At 64.9% G+C, this 15986-nt stretch carries 14 protein-coding genes; 4 read left to right on the top strand and 10 right to left on the bottom strand.

Annotated features, from left to right (window positions below):
- Nucleotides 1–12 precede the first annotated feature (12 nt).
- The 7 genes from CW305_RS13735 to CW305_RS13705 form a co-directional block, all read right to left on the bottom strand.
- Nucleotides 13–1962: a response regulator gene (locus tag CW305_RS13735; RefSeq protein ID WP_104098146.1), complete on the bottom strand. Its 1950-nt coding sequence runs from the start codon at nt 1960–1962 to the stop codon at nt 13–15.
- Nucleotides 1952–2824, bottom strand: a complete 873-nt coding sequence (locus CW305_RS13730; protein WP_014821947.1) for a sensor histidine kinase — start codon at nt 2822–2824, stop codon at nt 1952–1954. Before CW305_RS13730 ends, CW305_RS13735 begins: the two co-directional genes overlap by 11 nt.
- Complete coding sequence (locus tag CW305_RS13725) at nt 2817–3827, bottom strand: ATP-binding protein (RefSeq protein WP_023447059.1); 1011 nt, start codon at nt 3825–3827, stop codon at nt 2817–2819. The genes CW305_RS13730 and CW305_RS13725 overlap by 8 nt, the downstream gene beginning before the upstream one ends.
- Nucleotides 3824–4228, bottom strand: coding sequence for an ATP-binding protein (locus tag CW305_RS13720; RefSeq protein ID WP_003281109.1), 405 nt, complete (start codon nt 4226–4228; stop codon nt 3824–3826). The genes CW305_RS13725 and CW305_RS13720 overlap by 4 nt, the downstream gene beginning before the upstream one ends.
- Nucleotides 4225–4587 carry an STAS domain-containing protein gene (locus CW305_RS13715; protein WP_014821944.1) on the bottom strand — a complete coding sequence of 121 codons (363 nt, stop codon included), beginning with the start codon at nt 4585–4587 and terminating at the stop codon, nt 4225–4227. The genes CW305_RS13720 and CW305_RS13715 overlap by 4 nt, the downstream gene beginning before the upstream one ends.
- Complete coding sequence (locus tag CW305_RS13710; protein ID WP_014821943.1) at nt 4587–5435, bottom strand: STAS domain-containing protein; 849 nt, start codon at nt 5433–5435, stop codon at nt 4587–4589. Before CW305_RS13710 ends, CW305_RS13715 begins: the two co-directional genes overlap by 1 nt.
- 196 nt (nt 5436–5631) lie before the next feature.
- Complete coding sequence (locus CW305_RS13705; protein ID WP_104098145.1) at nt 5632–6531, bottom strand: LysR family transcriptional regulator; 900 nt, start codon at nt 6529–6531, stop codon at nt 5632–5634.
- A gap of 102 nt (nt 6532–6633) precedes the next feature.
- On the opposite strand from CW305_RS13705, the gene CW305_RS13700 reads away from it, so the two are divergent.
- From CW305_RS13700 to CW305_RS13685, 4 genes are all read left to right on the top strand, one after another.
- Entirely contained in the window at nt 6634–7872 is a 1239-nt protein-coding gene (locus CW305_RS13700) for a 3-hydroxyacyl-CoA dehydrogenase (protein WP_104098144.1), read from the top strand.
- Between the two features lie 2 nt (nt 7873–7874).
- Entirely contained in the window at nt 7875–9665 is a 1791-nt protein-coding gene (locus tag CW305_RS13695; protein WP_104098143.1) for an acyl-CoA dehydrogenase C-terminal domain-containing protein, read from the top strand.
- Nucleotides 9666–9873: 208 nt separating this feature from the next.
- Nucleotides 9874–11037 carry an iron-containing alcohol dehydrogenase gene (locus CW305_RS13690; RefSeq protein WP_014821939.1) on the top strand — a complete coding sequence of 388 codons (1164 nt, stop codon included), beginning with the start codon at nt 9874–9876 and terminating at the stop codon, nt 11035–11037.
- A 33-nt stretch (nt 11038–11070) separates the two neighbouring features.
- On the top strand, nt 11071–11502 hold the full coding sequence (locus CW305_RS13685; protein ID WP_014821938.1) for an acyl-CoA thioesterase: 432 nt from the start codon (nt 11071–11073) through the stop codon (nt 11500–11502).
- A 112-nt stretch (nt 11503–11614) separates the two neighbouring features.
- Here the strand turns inward: CW305_RS13685 and CW305_RS13680 are convergent, their stop codons facing one another.
- From CW305_RS13680 to CW305_RS13670, 3 genes are all read right to left on the bottom strand, one after another.
- Complete coding sequence (locus CW305_RS13680) at nt 11615–12076, bottom strand: glycine zipper domain-containing protein (RefSeq protein WP_003303059.1); 462 nt, start codon at nt 12074–12076, stop codon at nt 11615–11617.
- Between the two features lie 197 nt (nt 12077–12273).
- Entirely contained in the window at nt 12274–13122 is an 849-nt protein-coding gene (fdhD, locus tag CW305_RS13675; protein WP_104098142.1) for a formate dehydrogenase accessory sulfurtransferase FdhD, read from the bottom strand.
- Between the two features lie 270 nt (nt 13123–13392).
- Nucleotides 13393–15954, bottom strand: coding sequence for a PAS domain-containing hybrid sensor histidine kinase/response regulator (locus tag CW305_RS13670; RefSeq protein ID WP_104098141.1), 2562 nt, complete (start codon nt 15952–15954; stop codon nt 13393–13395).
- Between the last annotated feature and the right edge of the window lie 32 nt (nt 15955–15986).

Here is a 15986-nt window from a genome sequence, read left to right as displayed (position 1 = left end):
CGGTCGGCAACGTCAGGCTTCGTCGAGCAGGCCGCGGATCTTGATCAGCAGGTCTGCACCTTCGAACGGCTTGAGCACCAGCTCCATGCGCTCATCGACAAATCCCTCGCGACTGGATGCGCCCTCCGCATAGCCGGTCATCAGCACCACCGGCAGTGTCGGACGCTCGCGGCGTGCCCATTCGGCCAGCTGGCGACCGGAAAGACGGGGTAGCCCGACATCGCTCAGCAGCAAGTCAATCGACGGGTCGGCCTCGAGCAGAGACTGGGCGGTTTCCACGTCGCCCGCCTGGCTGCAGCGGTAGCCGGCTTCGATCAGTGTCTCGGCGATCAGCATGCGCACGCTGGGCATGTCTTCCACCACCAGCACGTGCTCGTGGCCGGCCAGCCGCATCGAACTATCCGGCGCTGCGGCAGGCGTCGCTGCCTGTTCGCCGTTGGCGGCGGGCAGCAGGAGGGTGACTTCGGTTCCGGCGCCGAGCGTGCTGCGAATGCTCGCATCGCCACCCGACTGCAGGGCAAACCCGTAGATGCTCGATAGCCCCAGCCCTGTGCCGCGGCCCTGCGGCTTGGTGGTAAAAAAGGGATCGAAGACCTTGTCCAGCACGCCGGGATCGATACCCGTTCCGTCATCGCTCACGCACAGCCCGATGTAGCGCCCTGGCGCGAGTTCCGCCTTCTGGCCGCCATCCGAAGGGAACGTACTGATGCGGATATGCCCGCCTTCGGGCAACGCATCGCGGGCGTTGATCACCAGATTGAGCAGGGCGCTCTCGAACTGGCTGACGTCCACGCGCGCCACCGCGGGCTCGGCGGTGAAGTCGAAGGTCAGCGTGATGCGTTCGCCGATGGTGCGCCGCAGCAGGTCTTGCAGCGAGCGAATGCGTTCGTTGATATCCAGCGCCCGCGCATCCAGCGGCTGTTTGCGAGCGAATGCCAGCAGGCGATTGGTCAGCGACGCTGCACTGCGCGCCGAGCTGAGCGAGGCATCGGCAAAGCGCAGCACGCTGTCGGCGCGGCCTTCGATGATGCGCTGCTTCATCAGCTCGATGCCGGTGATGATGCCGGTGAGCAGGTTGTTGAAGTCGTGGGCGATACCGCCAGTGAGTTTGCCCAGGGCGTCCATCTTCTGCGCCTGCAGCAGCTGCTCTTCGGTGCGCGCTCGCTCGGCGACCTCGTGGGCGAGCTGACTGGTGGTAGTCGCGATTTCCTGGTGCTGTGCGCGTTCACGCAGACGCTGTTCGGTTACGTCCTCAACGAACACCAGGCCCAGGCCCTGTGCGCGGTACGGGGAAATCTGCCACTCGGTCTCGCGGGTCTCGCCGTTGACCTGCATTTGCAGCGGCGTATGCCAGCGCTCGCCGGCCTGAAGATGTGCGCTCAGCTCGGCGAGAATCGTCTCCTGCCCGGCGGCGACGCTTTGCGACAGGGGCGAAGCCGGGCTGGCACCGCCAATCAGCAGTTCGAACGCGTGATTGCACTCGTGCAGCTGCAACTCGGCGTCGAGCACCGCGATGGGCGCGGCGACATGGAAGAAGATTTCCCGGAAGCGCGCCTCGCTGTCACGCAGTGCGCGCTCGGTATCGCGCACCCGCAGCAGGGTGCGCAGCGTCGCCAGCAGCACGTCGGGATCGACCGGGTGGATCAGGTAGGCATCGCCGCCGGCATCGAGGCCGGTGATGATGTCGTTGGTCTCGATGGAGGCGGCGGACACGTGAATCAGCGGCAGCAGGGCGGTGTTCGCATCGGCGCGCAGCTGGCGGGCGATGTCGAAGCCGCTCATGTCCGGCAGGTTGACGTCGAGGATCAGCGCATCCGGCGCGGCGTTGGCCACCAGTTCCAGGCCTTCGCTGCCAGTGCCGGCTTCCAGCACCTGATAGCCATGGCGTTCCAGTACCCGGCGCATCGCATAGCGCGTCGGCGCGTTGTCGTCGACGATCAACAGACGGCTGTCACGCTCCATCGGAAGGCTCCGTATCAATCGCCAGAGGCAGAACTACATAGAACTCTGAGCCCTTGCCTGGTTCGCTTTCCACACCGACACGGCCGCCGAGCAGTTCGGCGAAACGCTTGCATAACGCCAGGCCGAGGCCGGTTCCGCGCAGGCGCTTCTGCAGCGGTGAGTCGACCTGGGCGAAATCTTCGAAAAGCCGGTCGTGCAGCTCGGGGGCAATGCCGATACCGGTGTCGCTGACGGCGAAGCGGACCTGCTGCGGGTTTTCCATCCGTGCCGACACGCGCACCACCCCCTGAGGCGTGAACTTCACCGCGTTGGAGATGAAGTTGCGCAGGATCTGCGCCAGCTTCTTGTCATCGGTATAGAGCCGCGGAATGCCTTCGGGCTCTTCGAAGATGAGGTCGATCGGCGAGCCCTCGACGATGGGGCGGAACATGCCGCGCAACGCCGAGAACAAGTCGAGCATGTCGAACCAGGCCGGGGAAATGCTGACGCGGCCGGCTTCGATCTTGGCCAGGTCGAGCAGATCATCGACCATTTCGCTCAGCTCGCTGGCGGCCGAGCTGACGAAACGCACCTGCGTGTGCTGTTCCGGGCTCAACGGGCCGTCCAGTTCGTCGCTGAGCAGGCGGGTGATGCTGAGGATCGAGCCCAGCGGCGTACGGAACTCGTGGCTCATGTACGACAGAAAGCGACTCTTCAGGTCCGAGGCCTGGCGCAGCTGCTCGGCCTGGGTGTCCAGCTCGGCATACAGCGCCAGTACACCCTGATTGGTTTCTTCCAGTTCGGCGCGCAGCGATTCATTCGCCCGGCGCAGCTGTTCGAGCTGGCCGGCGTCGCCGGTCTCGGGGGACGTCGGATCAGCCACGGGGAGCCTCCAGATTGAGTGCCAGCACGGTCACGTCGTCGCGACCGCGGCAGAAGTCGCGATGCAGCAGTGCGGCAATGATGGCCGGGTGACGGTGAACGAGACCGGGGTAGTCGCGCAGATTCCAGCGTGTTTGCAGGCCATCGCTGTAGAGCACCAGGAGCCGCGCCTCGCCCAGCGGGTAGTCGAAGACATGCGCCTTGCGAAAGCGCACGCCGACGATGCCGGGATGCGAGGCCAGGCCACGCGAGCCCTCGCTAGCGATCAGGCTGGCGCCGATATTGCCGATGCCGGCGAAATCCAGCGTCTGACGCTGGCCGTCGAAGTGCGCGATGGCTGCGGCGCCGCCGCGAGTGCCGTTCATCGCCTGGTGCATGTTGCTGAACAGGGCGAAGGGGGAATCCAGTGGGGATTCTGCAAACGCCACCGCACCTGCCAGCGCGGCCTGCTGGGCAAGCTCGCCATGGCCGATGCCATCGATGACCAGGGCACTGCAGCGCTGCCCATCGAAGGCCAGCTGCCAGGCGTCGCCACAGGCTGTTTCGCCTGGATAGGGATGCTGACTGACGCCGTAGCGCCACGGCGGCGGCTGCGCGCCGCGAGGAAACAGCTGCGCCAGCACCACCGAGCCGCGGGTATCGGAATAGGCATCGAACACCTGGGCCTGACGCGCCAGCGCGCCGAGCCCGATGCCCTGGGTGCCGCGGGTGGAAAATCCGTCGGTCAGGCATTGATCGAGGTCGAAGCCCGGTCCGCGGTCGACCGCGATGATTTCGACGCCGCGCCCCTCTCGTCCAGGAATTACGCGAAGGTGCAGTTCGCCGCGCCCGGCGTGCTTGAGCAGGTTACTGCCCAGCTCGGTGGCGAGCAGGGCGACGCGCCCGGCATCGTTGGTGTCGAAGTCGTGCTGTTCGGCCAGCCGCTGGGCGACCCGGCGGGCGTGGCCGATCTGGCTGTTGTCTTCGATCAGCAGGACCTGGGTGACGCTTCCCTGAACGTTCATGTCCACCGCGTGATGGTGATTCGGGTGCCCGCGCCGACCGTGCTGTCGAGTTCGAACTCGTCAACCAGCCGCTTGGCGCCGGTCAGGCCCAGGCCGAGGCCGCTACCGGACGTCCAGCCGTCGGTCATGGCCAGTTTGATGTCGGCGATGCCCGGGCCTTCGTCGCGGAAGGTCAGGCGTACGCCGACCCGCGTGCCGTCCTCGATCAGCTGCCAGTCCATGTCGCCGCCGCCACCGTAGACCACGGTGTTGCGCGCCAGCTCGCTGACCGCGGTGACCAGCTTGGTCTGGTCGATCAGGCGCATGGCGCATTCCTGGGTCAGCTTGCGCACGGTCTGCCGCGCCAGCACGACATCCTGTTCGAGGCGCACCGGCTGGCTGCCGCTGCTGCGCACGATCATTGCGCGGCCACGCGGGCGCGCAGCAGCTGCATGCCGCGCTCGACGTTCAACGCGGTGCTGACGCCGGGGAGGTCGAGGCCGAGTTCGACCAGGGTGATGGCCACGGCCGGTTGCATGCCGACTACCACGGTCTCGGCGTCCATGATCCGTGACAGGCCGGAGATGGTGCCGATCATGCGGCCGATGAAGGAGTCGACCATGTCCAGTGCGGAGATATCGATCAGCACGGCCTTTGCCGACGTCGCGCTGATGCGTTCGGCCAGGTCGTCCTGCAGGGTCATCGCCAGTTGGTCGTGCATGTCGACCTGGATGGTGACGAGCAGAAACTCGCCCATCCGCAGAATGGGTATGCGATCCATTAGACGGCCTTCGTCACGGTGAGGCCGGAACGGCGCAGGGCCAGGGCCAGGGCGTCGGCCAGGCTGGCCTTGGTGACGATGCCTTGCAGGTCCAGGCCCAGGTGCACGATGGTCTGCGCGATCTGTGGACGCACGCCGCTGATGATGCAGTCGGCACCCATCAGGCGAATCGCGGTGACCGTCTTCAGCAGATGTTGGGCGACCAGGGTGTCGACCGTCGGCACACCGGTGATATCGATGATGGCGATTTCCGAACCGGTATCGACGATGCGCTGCAGCAGCGACTCCATCACCACCTGGGTGCGCTGCGAGTCGAGGGTGCCGATCATCGGCAGGGCGAGCACGCCGTCCCACAGCTTGACCACCGGGGTCGACAGCTCCAGCAACTCTTCCTGCTGACGCTTGATCACTTCTTCGCGGGACTTCTGGAAGGTGCGCACGGTGTAAAGCCCGAGGCTGTCGATCAGCTCGGATACCGCCCACAGCTGCTCGGCGAATACTGCCGGTTCGTTGGCGTATTCGCTCTGCAGCAGGGTCATCAGCGGACGCTTGATGGCGAAGATGAAACCAGCGGTCTGTTGCGAATCCATGCCAAGCAGGGCGCGGCTGCGCGAGAGTTTTTCCAGGTACAGGCGCATGCTGTCCCAGGCCGGACCGTTGATATCGGCCGAGCCGTCTGCCGTTCCGCTGATCAGCTGACGGATGAAGTCGACGGTCTGCTGGGCCAGTTCTTCGGGCTTGACGTTGTGATAGCCGCCCAGATTCTGCAGGTCGGACTTCCAGCTGCTGAGCAGTTCGGCCTGATTGCGAGTGATGGTGTCGGTGGTACGTTGCAGCAGGGCCGCCATAGGTCTAGCTCCGGATTTGATTTGATCGTCCATGTTCACCATGGCGCATTAGCAAGAGTAGATATCCACCTTGCTGCGATGTTCCGCGCAGCCGGCCGCAGTCGCCTGCTTTCGGGAAATTCCCGACGGAAAAGCTGGGAGATACTAGCAAATGGATATTAGCCAGGCGTGAGATTCGTTGCGCTCGATTCGCGCCTCAGCCAGGCGCCACGGCGTCGATCTGTTCGATCAGCCATTGCAGCGCCGAGTCGTTCTGTCGCTGTGCGACGCTGACGATATCCAGCGCGAAGGTGCCGAGATCGAACGGCAGATCGAAGGTTTGCAGGGGTAGCAGCGTGGCGAAATAGCGCGCCAACTGGGTCGGCAGTACGGCAGCGAGGTCGCTGCTGGCGACGATATGCGCGGCCTGCAGGTAGTTCGGCGTGGTGTAGACGACCTTGCGTTCAAGCCCTTGGGCTTCCAGCCACTGGTCGACCATGCCGCGGGTCTGGCCACCATGCACCCACAGGTGACGCAGGCGCAGAAAGGCATCCAGATCCAGCCCCGCCGTCAGCAGCGGGTGGTCGCGCCGCACCGCCACCTGCAGCGTCTCGCTGGCCCAGCGACGTACGTGAAAGCGTGACGGCACCTCGAGAAAGCGCCCGAGCACCAGGTCGACCTCGCCGTTGTCCAGCGCTTCGACTGGCAGCGTCGGCGTCAGGTGCTGGATCGCCAGCTGGATGCCGGGTGCGTGCTCGGCCAGGCGCCGCATCAGCGCGGGCATGCAGATCAGCTCCACATAGTCGGTCACGGCGATGCGGAAACGCTGGTGGCTGCGCGCCGGATCGAAGGCTTCGCCGGCAATCAGGCTGTGCTCGATCTGCTGCAGCGCGTGGCGGATCGGAGCTTCCAGTGCCAGCGCCCTTGGTGTCGGCTGCATGGCTCGGCCGGCACGCACCAGCAACGGGTCGTCGAGTAGTTCGCGCAAGCGGGCCAGGGCATTGCTGACCGCCGGCTGGCTTAACGACAGGCGCTCGGCGGCACGCGAGACGTTGCGCTCGCGCAGCAGGGCATCCAGCACGCGGAGCAGGTTGAGGTCGAAGTTGTAGGTATTCATTCGATGAATCCGAAACATCACAAGACTAAATTTCAAAAATAGTAGCGTCTTCGTCTATGGTTGGTCTCCAGTTTTTCCAGCCTTGCAACGAGGACATCTGCAATGAGCCAAGACCGCTTCGATATCCAGACCGCCGCCGTGATCGGCGCGGGCACCATGGGCCGCGGTATCGTCATGAGCCTGGCCAACACCGGTGTGCAGGTGCTGTGGCTGGACAACAATTCCGAGATGCTGGAGCAGGCGTTGGGCGTCGTGGCCGACACCTACGCGCATAACGTCCGCCAGGGGCGGATCGACGAGACTCAGGCGGCTGCACGTCGCGCCTGCATCAGCAAAGCGGCCGATTATCAGGCGTTAGCCGATGTCGATCTGGTGATCGAAGCCGTTTACGAGAACCTCAAGCTAAAGCAGACCATCTTCCGCGAACTGGACCGCATCGTTAAGCCCACAGGCATTCTCGCCAGCAACACCTCGGCACTGGACATCGACGCCATTGCCGCCGTTACCGGACGCCCGGAGCAGGTGGTGGGGCTGCACTTCTTCAGCCCGGCACACATCATGAAATTGCTGGAAATCGTCCGCGGCGCGGAGACCTCCAAAGCCGTCCTCAAGGCGTCCACTGAACTCGGCAAGCGCATGGGCAAGGTCAGCGTGATCGCCGGCAACTGCCAGGGCTTCATCGGCAACCGCATGCTCGCCACCTACGTGCGCGAGGCGCGGATGATGCTGCTCGAAGGCGCCTACCCGCATCAGGTGGACGCCGCGCTGCAGGGCTTCGGTTTCGCCATGGGCCCGTTCCGCATGTACGACGTGGTCGGCATCGATCTGGAGTGGCGCGCCCGTGAACTGTCTGGCAAGGGCCAGGATGAGCCTGAGGTGCAGGTCGACAATCGTCTCTGTGAACTGGGCCGCTTCGGCCAGAAATCGCGCATGGGCTACTACCGCTACGCCGAGGGCAGTCGCCAGGCCGAGCACGATCCTGAAGTGGATGCGCTGGTGCAGCGTGAGTCCGAGCGGCTCGGCTATGAGCGTCGCGAGATTGGCAGTGAGGAAATCCTCGAGCGCTGCCTGCTGGCACTCGTCAACGAAGGTGCGAAGATCCTCGAGGAAGGCATGGCTGAGTCCAGCGCCGATATCGACACCGTCTACCTCTACGGTTACGGCTTCCCGGCCGAAGTCGGTGGGCCGATGACCTGGGCCGATCGTCAGGGGCTGCCGGCCATTCGTGATCGCCTGAATGCCTTGGCCCAGCAGCACGGCGAGCACTGGAAGCCTGCCGAGGTGATCGACAGCCTGGCCACTCTTGGCGGCCGCTTCGCCGACCACAAGAAGGAGGCTTGAGCATGGAATACAAGGCTCCCCTGCGTGACATGCGCTTCGTGCTGCACGAGCTGTTCGACGCCACCGGACATTGCGAGCTGCTCGGTAACGGCCTGGACCGCGAGCTGATCGACGGCGTGCTGGAAGAAGCGGCGCGCTACACCGGCGGCGAGATCGCGCCGCTGAATCGCAACAGCGACGAAGAGGGCGTGACCCTGGAAAACGGTGAGGTCCGCACACCGCAGGGTTTCGTCGAGGCCTACAAACAGTACGTCGACAACGGCTGGGCGAGCATGACCGGGCCGACCGAGTACGGTGGTCAGGGCTTTCCGCAATTGGTGGCCTGCAATTTCCACGAGATGCTGATGGGCGCGTCCCTGTCCTTCCGCATCTACTCGGGCCTCACCGAGGGCGCGGTGCTGGCGCTGTACAAGCACGGCAGCGACGAGTTGAAAAATGCCTATCTGGAAAAGCTGGTCAGCGGCAGTTGGAGCGGCACCATGTGCCTCACCGAGCCCCAGGCTGGCACCGACCTCGCGCTGCTGCGCACCCGGGCCGAACCCCAGGCGGACGGTAGCTACAAGGTCAGCGGCAGCAAGATCTTCATCTCCGGCGGCGAGCACGACATGAGCGAGAACATCGTGCATCTGGTGCTGGCGCGCCTGCCGGATGCACCGGCCGGTGTTAAAGGCATCAGCCTGCTGCTGGTCCCCAAGTTCATCGCCAACGCCGATGGCACGCCGGGCGTTCGCAACGCGCTGTCCTGTGGTGCCGTCGAGCACAAGATGGGCATCAAGGGTGCGGCGACCTGCGTGATGAACTTCGATGGCGCCACCGGCTGGGTCGTCGGCGAGCCCAACCAGGGACTGGCGTGCATGTTCACCATGATGAATGACGCGCGTTTCCAGGTGGGGCTGCAGGGCCTTGGGATCGCCGAGCAGGCCTATCAGGGTTCGCTTGCCTATGCTCGTGAGCGTCTGCAATCGCGCGGACTGGCTGGCGCGCAGCACCCGGACAAAGTGGCTGACCCGATCATCGTGCATCCGGACGTGCGGCGCATGCTGCTGACGCAGAAGACTCTGGTCGAAGGCAGCCGCATGCTGGCCGCCTACTGCGCCCGGCAGCTGGACCTCGAACACGGCCATCCCGAGCCGACTTATCGCAAGGCGGCGAGCAAGCGCGCGGCGCTGCTGATTCCGATCGTCAAGGCGTTCTTCACCGATATGGGCCAGGAAGTCGCCAGCCTCGGCGTGCAGGTCTACGGTGGCCACGGCTATATCCGCGAGTGGGGCATGGAGCAGTTGATGCGCGACAGCCGCATCACCCAGCTCTACGAGGGCACCAATGGCATCCAGGCGCTGGACTACATCCGCCGCAAGCTGCTCGGCGATGGCGGCGCGGAGTTGTCGGCGTTGCAGGCGGAGTTCAGCGAGGTCTGTGATCGGCAGATCGACCGGCCGGCACTGCACGACATGGCCAGCAAGGTGCAGGCACGTATCGGCGAATGGCGCGAGCTGAGTGCCGAGATCATTGCGGCGACCGGGCGCGATCCGCAGGAGATCGGCGCGGTTTCGGTGGATTTCCTCCAGTACTCCGCCTATGTCTTGTTGGCCGGGCTGTGGCTGCAGGCCGCGGCGAGCGCACAGGATGCGCTGGAGCAGGGGACCGGTGAAGAGGCGTTCTATCAGGCCAAACTGGGCAGTGCGGACTTCTATCTGCGTCGTGTACTGCCGCGGGCCAGTCCGCATCGGGAAGCGATTCAGGGTGGGGCCGAATGTTTGATGGCGCTGCCGGAGACGGATTTTGCGTTTTGAGTGAGGTTGGAAGGGCGAGTGCGACAGCCCCTCACCACTACACCTCTCCCCAAAGGGGAGAGGGGGTCGACCGAGTGAGGGCCAGGCCCCGCGGTTGGGCAACAACACAGAACTACCCCCTCTCCCTCCGGGAGAGGGCTGGGGTGAGGGCGCTTTTTTCACGTTGACTGCCTTTGCCAAAGCCGAATAAAAACAGTCAGGAGGCAGCATGCATCCGTTCAGCTTTGCCACAACCGCGCAATTGATCTGTGAGCCCGGCTCTTCTCGCCGTTTGGCTAGCCTCTGCAAGGAGCGCGGGGCGCGTTCCGTATTGGTCGTCACCGATCCGGGCATCACCCGTTTCGGCCTGCTCAATGATGTCTTGCCTGGCTTCGAAAGCGAAGGCTTGGCAGTTGCGATCTACGATCAGGTCATCGCCGATCCGCCGGAACACATCGTCATGACGGCGGTGGAGCAGGCTCGGGCAGTGGGAGCCGATCTCATCATCGGTTTCGGCGGTGGCAGCTCCATGGACGTCGCCAAGCTGGTGGCGTTGCTGGCGCATCCGGCCTGTGCCCAATCGCTGCAGGATATCTACGGGGTCGGCAATGCCAAGGGCCAGCGCCTGCCGCTTATTCAGGTGCCGACCACCGCCGGCACCGGCTCGGAAGTCACGCAGATCGCCATCATCACCACCGGCGAGACGACCAAGATGGGTGTGGTATCGACCCTGTTGCTGCCCGATCTGGCATTGCTGGATGCCGACCTCACCCTTGGCCTGCCGCCTGCAGTCACCGCAGCGACTGGCATCGACGCCATGGTGCACGCCATCGAGGCCTATACCAGCGCGCTCAAGAAAAACCCCATGTCCGACCTGTTGGCTCGCGAGGCGCTGCGCCTGCTGGCGGCGAACCTCGACGAGGCGGTGCACAAAGGCAGCAACCGGGAGGCGCGTCAGGCCATGCTGCTCGGCGCGTGCCTGGCAGGGCAGGCGTTCGCCAATGCGCCAGTAGCGGCGGTGCATGCCCTGGCCTATCCGCTGGGTGGCAATTTCCATATCCCGCACGGGCTGTCGAACGCGCTGGTACTGCCGCAGGTGCTGCGATTCAACGTCAGCGCGGCGACCACGCATTACGGCGAGCTGGCGCCGATCATCCTCGGCGACCGACTGCGCACGGACGACCCTTCGACCTACGCCGAACAGCTGATCGAGGAGTTCGAGCAGATGAGCGCACGCGTTGGCCTGCCGACCCGGCTGCGCGATGCCGGCGTGCCGGAGGAGATGCTGCCGCAGCTGGCCAAGGAGGCGATGCTGCAGCAGCGCCTGCTGGTCAACAACCCGCGCGAAGTCACCGAAGCCGATGCGCTGGCAATCTATCAGGCGGCGTATTGAGCGCCTTTTTACTACTGCACGCGGAAACCACCCATGCCTGAGCAACCTAAGCACCTGCGCCACGATTACCGGCATTTCCAGCCGATCACCACGCGCTGGCACGACAACGATATCTATGGCCACGTGAACAACGTCGTCTATTACGGTTTCTTCGATACCGCGGTGAACAACTATCTGATCCAGCAGGGCGGGCTGGATATCCAGGGCGGTGAGATCGTCGGTTTCGTGGTCAGCTCCGCCTGCGACTACTTTGCGTCGATCGCTTATCCGGACGTCATCGAGGTCGGCCTGCGGGTGGCCAGGCTGGGCAACTCGTCGGTGCAATACGAGCTGGCTATCTTCCGCGAGGGTGAGCAGGAGGCCTGCGCCGCGGGCCGCTTCGTGCATGTCTTCGTCGAACGCGCAAGCAACCGTCCCGTCGCCATTCCCGGGCGCTTGCGCGCCGCGCTGGAAGCCTTGAGCTAACCCGCTCGGCGCATACAGCAGAAGCCGTAAAAACGAGATCGCCCGGAGCGGCTGGGCCGGTCCGGGCGATGCGGTGGCGCTGCGAGACGGCAATGCCTGCCGTCTGCGGCCCTCAGTGATGCTTGTGTTTGTGCTTGTAATGACCTTTGGCTTTGCCTGGATGGCCGTAGTAGCGGCGATCATCCCGATAGCGACGGTCACGCCGGTAGTCATCATCATCGTCGCCGTAGGCATTACCGATCGCGCCGCCAGCGCCGCCGCCCACGGCTGCGCCGATCAGCCCACCCGTGCTGCCACCGACCTGCTGGCCGATGACATTACCGCCAGCGGCGCCGAGGCCACCACCAATGGCCGCTTCGGTGCGGCTGCGTTTGTCCGCACCGACCATGCCGCCAGCCGCGCCGCCAACGCCGGCACCGATGGTGGCGCCGGTCGAGCCCCCCAGATGCTCTCCCACCACTGAACCCAGTGCACCGCCAAGCGCGCCGCCGACGGCAGCTTCGGTGTTGCTCCCTGCGAACGCTGCCGCGCTGAGCAGACTGGTGGACAACAGGAAAATCGAGGCGTACTTCATGGAGTGATCCCGTATGTGGATTGCGCCGCGATCCTCACGCGCCGCTGCGCTTGCCGCAAGAGCGATCCGATGAAATGCGTGATCCGGTTGGCGTTTGCTAACTATTTGATTTCGCTAAGGAACAAGAGCACGTTTCGAATGGTCTCAAGTCGCTTGTGGGGCCTGAGCGCAGCGCCTTTACCCGCTCGGAATCAGCATCAGCCTTGCGCGCGCACCGCTGCGGCAGGGCTGTAGATCCGCGGCGGGCTGTGCTGTGGCAGGTGGATGAGGTTGAGGTTATGTCGCTGCGCCCACTGGGCGGCCAGGCCGGTGGGTGAAGACAGGCTCACCAGCGCTGGAATCCCGGCCCGCTGCACTTTCTGCACCAGCTCCAGGCTGCAGCGGCTGGTGACGATCGCCAGGCCACCGGCCGCTGCACAGCCGGAGCGGGCCATGGCACCGATCAGCTTGTCCAGCGCGTTATGCCGCCCGATATCCTCGCGGCCCAGGCGGATCTCGCCGTTGGCGTCCATGAACAATGCGGCGTGCACCGCCCCGCAGTAGCGCCCCAGCGGTTGAAACGCTTCGATACGTTGACGCAGGTTCTGCAACCAGTGCGAGGGCGGCAGCGGCGCTGCCGGCATGACCGGCAGGCGCGGCAGTGCCTGCTCCAGCGCTTCGACCCCGCAGAGCCCGCAGCTGCTGTTGCCGGGTAGCTGGCGGCGTTGCTGCTTGAGGCGCCAGAACGCGCGGCTGGCGATGTCCAATTCGGCGCGCCGCGCACTGCCGCTGCCGTGCAGGCGAATGTCGTAGATATCATCCAGCGACTCGACGAAGCCATTGGCCAGGCTGAAGCCAACCACGAAATCTTCCAGATCGGCCGGCGAGATCATCATCACCGCCTGGCTCAGCCCGTTGTAGGCAATCGCCAGCGCGCACTCCTCGGCAAGATCGACTGCGCATTGTGCGACATCGTCGATCGGCTGGTAGCAGTAGCGCTGGCTGGCGCCGGCAGGTGGTTGCGCGGCAGCGGCGACGCCGGCATTCAGGCGAGACGGGGCGTTCATCGGCGATTCGGTCCAGTTAGTCGCCTGTTTGGCCGGTTCGGTTGGTCAATTTCGGCGTCCATGGCCCCGATACTGGGTTGCTGCTCCTTGCCATAACCCGCTATGACTCGTCGCAGCGCCTTGTCTCGGCCATTTACATCCGAACTTGCCTCAACCCACTCACCGCACAGGCCAAGAGGTCTGACGAGACCGGCATTCTGCATCGCTGCAACTGCAGTGCATGCTCGCCGCCGGTGGATAGGGTTATGACCCCAGCCGGCTGCGGACGATTCACCGTTGGTCGTTATCCGCCAGCATGTCGCGTACGCGCTTGGCCAGCGCATCGAGGTTGAACGGCTTGCTGATCATGTCCATGCCCGGTTCGAGGAAGTCCGCGCTGGCGGCCTGCTTGGCATAGCCGGTCATAAACAGCACCGGCAGCTCGGGACGATGCTGGCGCGCGACATCCGCCAGTTGCCGGCCGTTCATGCCGGGCAGTCCGACATCGGTGACCAGCATGTCGATGGTGGGCGTGCTCTCAAGCAGGCGGATCGCCGCATTGCCGTCGGCGGCTTCCAGCGTCTGATAGCCGAGCATCTGTAGCACGTCGATGACCAGCAGGCGCACCGCCGGATCATCCTCGACCACCAGCACGGTTTCACCTTGCTGGGCCTGAAGCGGGCCGTCGTCTTCGCCGGCTGGCGCGACGCTGACGCCTTGGTCCTCGAATACGGGAAGGTACAGGCTGACCTGGGTGCCTTCGCCCGGTTCGCTGGCGATCTGGATATGGCCGCCGGCCTGCCGGGTGAAGCCGTAGACCATGGAAAGTCCGAGCCCGGTGCCCTGGCCGATGGGTTTGGTGGTGAAGAACGGTTCGAAGACGCTGGCCAGCACCTTGGGGCTCATGCCGCAGCCACTGTCTGTCAGGCAGAGGATGACGTAGCGCCCGGCGGCCAGGTCGCCCACATCGCCTTGCCTGTACAGTTCGACATTGCGAGTTTCCAGCAGCAGGGTGCCGCCGCCAGCCATGGCGTCGCGGGCGTTGATGACCAGGTTGAGCAGCGCGCTTTCCAGCTGGTTTTCGTCGCTGGAAACCGGCCACAGACCTTGCTGCAACTGATTGCGGATGTGGATGTGGCTGCCCAGCGTGCGGCTGAGCAGGTCGTGCATCGACTCGATCAGCTGGTTCAGCTCGACGCGCTTGAGATTCAGCGGCTGGCGCCGGGCGAAGGCGAGCAGGCGGTGGGTCAGGGCCGCGGCGCGATTGGCCGAGGTGACCGCGGCATCGATGAAGCGCTGGGTTTCGCCGTGGCGGCCGGACTGGATGTAGCGCTGGATCAGGTCCAGGCCGCCGATGATGCCGGTCAGCATGTTGTTGAAGTCGTGGGCGATGCCGCCGGTCAGCTGGCCGACTGCTTCCATCTTCTGCGCCTGACGCAGCGCTTCCTGTGCCTGCTCGCGGCTGGCCATTTCCTTGAGCAGGCGTTCGTAGACTTCCGCCAGTGCCTGGGTGCGCTCCTGAATACGGCTTTCCAGCGTCTCGTTGAGTTCGCGCAGCGCCTGTTCGGCGCGCCAGCGCTCGGTGACATCCAGTGCCATGACGAAGAAGCCGAGCACGTTGCCCTGGCCGTCGCGGCGCGGCAGGTAGTGCACCAGCATGCGTCGGGGCTGGCCGTCACGGTGCGGGCTATGGGCCTCGAAGGTCACGTCGCGGCCGGCGAGGGCGTCACGGATGCTTGCCTGGCGCTCGGCATAGCCGCGTTCACCGAGCACTTCGCGGGCGGTCTTGCCCAGCAGCCATTCGGTCGAATGGCCGAACCAGTCGGAGTAGTAGCGATTGTTGAAGCGAAAACGTTCCTCGGCGTCGACGTAGCCGATGAGCACCGGCAGAGCGTCGGTGACCATCTTCAACTCGGCTTCGCTCTGGCGCAGGGCATCTTCGCTGGCCTGCTGTCCGGTGATGTTCATCACTGCGCCGGGGAAGCGCTGTGGCCAGCCCTGCTCGTCGCAATGGCAGCGCCCGCGCGCCAGCGCCCAACGGGTGACGCCATCGTCGCTGCGCAGCCTGTAGCGCTCGTCGAGCGTACCGCGCTCGACGATGCAGCGCTCCAGCGCAGTGCGCAGGCGTGGCACGTCGTCGGGATGGACATGATCGAAAAAGGCTTCGCTGCTCAGGCCGTTCGGCCCGGACTGGGCCACCGGCAGGATGCGGGAAAGCTCAGCCCCCGCCGGAATCTCGCTGGCCTGGATGGCCCAGTCCCAGATGCCGATCAGATCGCTGGCCTCGAGCGCCAGTTGCAGGCGCTGTTCGCTGGCGCGGTGCACCTCCGCGCTGAGTTTGTAGTGCAGGGCGGTCTGCGACAGGCGGGTTTCGGTGCGCACGCGTTCGCTGGTTTCGCTGAGGCACAGCAGCAGGCCGCCGATGCCGTGCGAGGCGTTGCGAATGGGGCTCAGGGCGAGGTCGAACCAGGCTTCCACCGGAGCGCCATCGCGTTCGATGACCAGTTGCTGATTGCGCAGCACTCGTGGCTCACCGCGCCGGGCAGTGTCGCAGGCCGGCTCCAGCAGTGCCCAGGTCGCGCCCCAGCGGTGGCAAGCGGGCTGGCCGAGTTCGGCCGGGTGGCGATCGCCGATCAGTGCGGCGTGGGCGTCGTTGTACAACTGCAGCGCCTGGTCGCCCCAGAGGATGCACATCGGCAGGGGCGCTTCGAGAATGGTGTCCAGCAGCAGCCGTAGCGAAGCCGGCCAGGCGTCAGGAGTTCCGAGCGCAGTCGCACCCCAGTCATGCCGGCGGATTCGCTCGCTCATCTCGCTGTGACTATGGGGCCAGAATTCGGCGCCTACTGCTGCCATGTTGCTTCCTATCGATCATCCGTGGGCGAACT

The organism is Stutzerimonas kunmingensis, assembly GCF_002929225.1.
GTDB lineage: Bacteria > Pseudomonadota > Gammaproteobacteria > Pseudomonadales > Pseudomonadaceae > Stutzerimonas.
This window is presented reverse-complemented; position numbering and strand designations above follow the sequence as displayed.